6 protein-coding genes and 1 pseudogene are annotated in these 3520 nt (G+C 63.6%); 4 read left to right on the plus strand and 3 right to left on the minus strand.

The window, feature by feature from the left end; all coding sequences use genetic code 11:
- Nucleotides 1-168 (minus strand): annotated as a pseudogene (locus PF446_RS00250) (phosphoribosylglycinamide formyltransferase 2); the annotation flags it as partial.
- Nucleotides 169-381: 213 nt separating this feature from the next.
- Here PF446_RS00250 and PF446_RS00255 point away from each other — a divergent pair.
- Together PF446_RS00255 and PF446_RS00260 are read left to right on the plus strand one after the other, a co-directional pair.
- Nucleotides 382-777: a hypothetical protein gene (locus PF446_RS00255; protein WP_298068541.1), complete on the plus strand. Its 396-nt coding sequence runs from the start codon at nucleotides 382-384 to the stop codon at nucleotides 775-777.
- Between the two features lie 161 nt (nucleotides 778-938).
- Nucleotides 939-1352 carry a DUF3887 domain-containing protein gene (locus PF446_RS00260; RefSeq protein ID WP_298068542.1) on the plus strand — a complete coding sequence of 138 codons (414 nt, stop codon included), beginning with the start codon at nucleotides 939-941 and terminating at the stop codon, nucleotides 1350-1352.
- Nucleotides 1353-1358: 6 nt separating this feature from the next.
- Here the strand turns inward: PF446_RS00260 and PF446_RS00265 are convergent, their stop codons facing one another.
- Nucleotides 1359-1742: a DUF423 domain-containing protein gene (locus tag PF446_RS00265; protein ID WP_298068544.1), complete on the minus strand. Its 384-nt coding sequence runs from the start codon at nucleotides 1740-1742 to the stop codon at nucleotides 1359-1361.
- A 99-nt stretch (nucleotides 1743-1841) separates the two neighbouring features.
- On the opposite strand from PF446_RS00265, the gene PF446_RS00270 reads away from it, so the two are divergent.
- Both PF446_RS00270 and PF446_RS00275 read left to right on the plus strand, forming a co-directional pair.
- Nucleotides 1842-2420: an SCO family protein gene (locus tag PF446_RS00270; RefSeq protein ID WP_298068548.1), complete on the plus strand. Its 579-nt coding sequence runs from the start codon at nucleotides 1842-1844 to the stop codon at nucleotides 2418-2420.
- Nucleotides 2421-2428: 8 nt separating this feature from the next.
- Entirely contained in the window at nucleotides 2429-2881 is a 453-nt protein-coding gene (locus PF446_RS00275; RefSeq protein WP_298068546.1) for a copper chaperone PCu(A)C, read from the plus strand.
- A 36-nt stretch (nucleotides 2882-2917) separates the two neighbouring features.
- On the opposite strand, the gene PF446_RS00280 is transcribed toward PF446_RS00275, so the two are convergent.
- Nucleotides 2918-3520: cytochrome c oxidase assembly protein (locus PF446_RS00280; protein WP_298068547.1), on the minus strand; the 603-nt coding region annotated here is incomplete at its 5' end.

The raw sequence follows: 3520 nt of genomic DNA on the forward strand, positions 1-3520 counted from the left end.
GCTGCGATGGGCGACCTGCATGGCGGGGGCGTTGGCATAGCGATCCACGGCGATCACCTCCACCGCCAGACGCTGCAGCTCGATGGCCAACTCCTTGCCCAACTCGCCCGAACCCAGCAACAACACGCGCGTGGCGCTTGGGGACAACGCTGTTCCAAGGGGTTTCATGCGCGCTCCTCGTCAAATGGCCTATTCTACGTCTTCTGTCGCCACACCCGGATGGCTGTTGACGAACGCGATCCCGAGCATGTCCACTGCCATTGCTCCCCGAGGTGACAACACATGCGATCACGCATTTCTCAACGGTCCCCGATGGACAAACCCCGCAAGGGAGCATGTCGATGGGCGTGTTCCAGGTCATCGCCCAAAGCAACCCTCTGAATGCTGCTGCTCGTCCTGTTCCTGCCGACAACTCACGCACGGTCCACTGCGCCCTTGCCGGCAGCCCCGGACACGACACGCACGATATGGATGACGGCAACCCTGGACGGACGCCGGGTCGGCTACCTGCATTACCAGCGCAACGCGCTGCCAGGACGAGTCGTCACGCGCAGCGAGCTGAACGTCCAGTTCGCGCGCACCGGCCGGCCACTGCGGATACGCAACAGCGTGACCGAAACAGAGACCCAAAATGGTCAACCCCTCCGATTCAGCGCCAGTAGCCACATGTCCAGCCAGGACAACACGGTAAGCGGCACTCGAATGTCGGACGGCAGCTTCCGAGCGCCCCCAGACCCTCCCACACCCGACACACAACAAAATCCCGGCTCGCACTGACGGATCGGCCCTCGCGTGCCCACGTGCCGAAACTGAACGGCAAAAAACAACACACTCCGCCTGTCACGGGCCGCACGCTACCATCAGCTGAAGCGATACATTCCGGACTGACCCAGATGTGTCGATGCCGGAGCCCGCCACGTTCCCGTCAGGAGAACCCCATGATCCGCACCCAGACGCTCGTCATTTCCGCCGCCATTCTGTCCCTTGCCGTCACTGCCCTGCCCTCCCGAGCCGCCGAATCGGTCCGCTCCGTAGCCACCTGCAAGGCGCGCTCGGGCCAGATGTTCGATGCGCTTGTCAAAAAGGACTATGGCAAGGCGCGCGCGCATTTCGGCACCAAGATGCGCAAGCAATTCTCTGTCGATCGCATCCGCTCGGTCTGGAACACGCTCAATAAGCAGGCGGGTACCTACAAGAGTCGTGGCCTGGCCACAGCACACGCCGAAAAGGGCTTTTTGCTGGTCTCGACCCCACTGAAATTCGCCAAGGGCCCCGTGCATGCCGCCGTCGCCTGCGACAGCAAGGGCCGCATCATAGGATTGCGCCTGATACCGACCGGCTCGGCCCGCTGAATCGCCTCATGCGCCATGGTGCCGAGCCAGCGCCATGGCCAGCGCGACCCAACCGACAACGAAGGCAACTCCACCGAACGGAGTGACCAGGCCGACCCAGCGCGGAGCACCCAGTGCCAGTAGATAAAGGCTTCCGCTGAAAAGAACGATGCCGTATCCGAAGGCGTGCACGGCGATGTGCCTTGCACGGCCCTTCGGGACCATGGCCACGGTCATCACCAGCGCCAATGCATGCCAGAACTGGTACTTGACCGCGGTTTCCCAGATCTGGGCGTGTTCGGCATCGAGTACACCGCGCAGGGCATGGGCGCCGAAGGCCCCGAGCAGAACCGCGCTCGCGCCCGCAAGGCCTGCGGCATAAGCGGATGCGCGGGAGACAAATTGTCGCACCGGGAACCTCCTGGAACTATCTAAAGTCACTTCGGCGTATCGTGACATATCATGATCACTGGATCCTCACTCCGTACCCGCGGACGTGCGCGCTGGATGATGCGCGTGTCCAGTCTGGCCCTGCTGGTTCTGCTCGGCGCCTGCAGCAGCGCTGCAAAGCCCCGGTTCGACCTGACCAATGTCACTGGTCACCTCCCGAACCTGAAGTTCCAGCTGACCGCCGACAACGGCAAGACCATGACCGCGAAGGATTTCCGCGGCAAGGTCGTGATGATGTATTTCGGCTATACGCATTGTCCGGACGTCTGCCCGCTGACCATGACGCGCATGCATGTGGTCATGCAGCAACTGGGCAAGCTGGCTGACGGCATCCGGTTCCTGTTCGTGAGCGTGGATCCGGCACGCGATACCGTGCCGGTGCTGCACCAGTACGTCACCGCCTTCGACAAGCACGATGTGGGCCTGACCGGCACCCCCGACCAGATCCGGGCCTTGGCCAAGCGCTATCGCGCGGCGTTCGATCGCGGCAAGGTGCAGAAGGATGGCGGTTACGAGGTCAACCACAGCGCGGCGATTTATATATTCGACAGCAAGGGACATGCACGCGTGCTGGCCACCCCAGCCACCAGCAACAAGGACCTTGAGCACGACCTTCGCCTGCTGCTGAAGGGCGCCTGAGCATGCGCATGATCACACGTCTCGCCCTGCTGGCCCTCGTTGCATGGGCCACGAGCGGACTTGCACACGCTGGCGTCAGTGCCCCTTTGCAGGTCCATGACGCATGGATCCGGGTGCTCCCGGGTGCATTGCCCAACGCCGGATACGCCATACTCACCAATCCCGGGAACCAAGAGGTCAAACTGGTCGCAGCACGCAGCAACGCCTATGCCAGAGTGATGCTGCACGAAAGCAGCGAATCCGGTGGCATCTCGCGCATGCATGCGGTGGACCACCTGAGCGTGCCCGCGCATGGTTCGGTCCGGCTCGCTCCCGGAGGCTATCACCTGATGCTGATGCACGCGGTGCATCCCGTGAAGATCGGCTCCCGCGTGACCATCACGCTGCGGTTCGCCGATGGCCGCACCCAGGACGCATCCTTCCTGGCCCGTCCGGCCAACGCCAGCGGCGTGAACGACTGACTCGTGCCACTCCGGCCACTCCCGGCCGGACATGCTTCAGCCTCGGGCACGCCGCTCCCGGGCAGCCACCACGCGGGCTGCCGCCGCGCCCCTCGGCGGCAATCGTCCGCGCGAGGACAACGATATCCAGTTGCGCAGGGCCACCAGTGCCGCGATCACGCTCATCATCGCGCTGGGAATCCACAGCACCAACCCTCCGATCATCTGCGATGTGAGGAAACTGATCGAAGGGAAGGCGCGGCCGCAGATGTCGTAGATGGGGTACAGGTCAGTGCGCGCGAACGTGATGTAGGCGCCAATCAGGATCTGCGGCAAAGCCACGGCAAGCGCGACCAGGATCCGCACGCCCGGAGAAAGGCGCGCGGGTGGACTGGGCCGGCGATCGAGCACCAGCCACCAGAACAGCAGTCCGTCGACGGTCACGCTCCAGTTCATGACGCGATACCAGCGCCAGTCGAGCATCGCCACGAAGTGGATGGGTGGCCACAGCCAGACATAGATCACACCGAAGAACAGGAACGAAGCGACCCACGGATTGAACACTGTGTCCATCACCAGCTTCCAGGCACGACTGCTGCCGACCGAGCGCTGCCAGAGCGCGCGCCAGCGCAGCGGAAACCCTGCGCGCAGCGTGGTCCC

Source organism: Oleiagrimonas sp., from assembly GCF_027858935.1.
Lineage (GTDB): Bacteria > Pseudomonadota > Gammaproteobacteria > Xanthomonadales > Rhodanobacteraceae > Oleiagrimonas.

Coding starts and splice junctions, on each gene's coding strand:
- PF446_RS00270 (WP_298068548.1), top strand. CDS start 1,842: ATGCGCGTGTCCAGTCTGGCCCTGCTGGTTCTGCTCGGCGCCTGCAGC.
- PF446_RS00275 (WP_298068546.1), top strand. CDS start 2,429: ATGATCACACGTCTCGCCCTGCTGGCCCTCGTTGCATGGGCCACGAGC.
- PF446_RS00260 (WP_298068542.1), top strand. CDS start 939: ATGATCCGCACCCAGACGCTCGTCATTTCCGCCGCCATTCTGTCCCTT.
- PF446_RS00255 (WP_298068541.1), top strand. CDS start 382: ATGCTGCTGCTCGTCCTGTTCCTGCCGACAACTCACGCACGGTCCACT.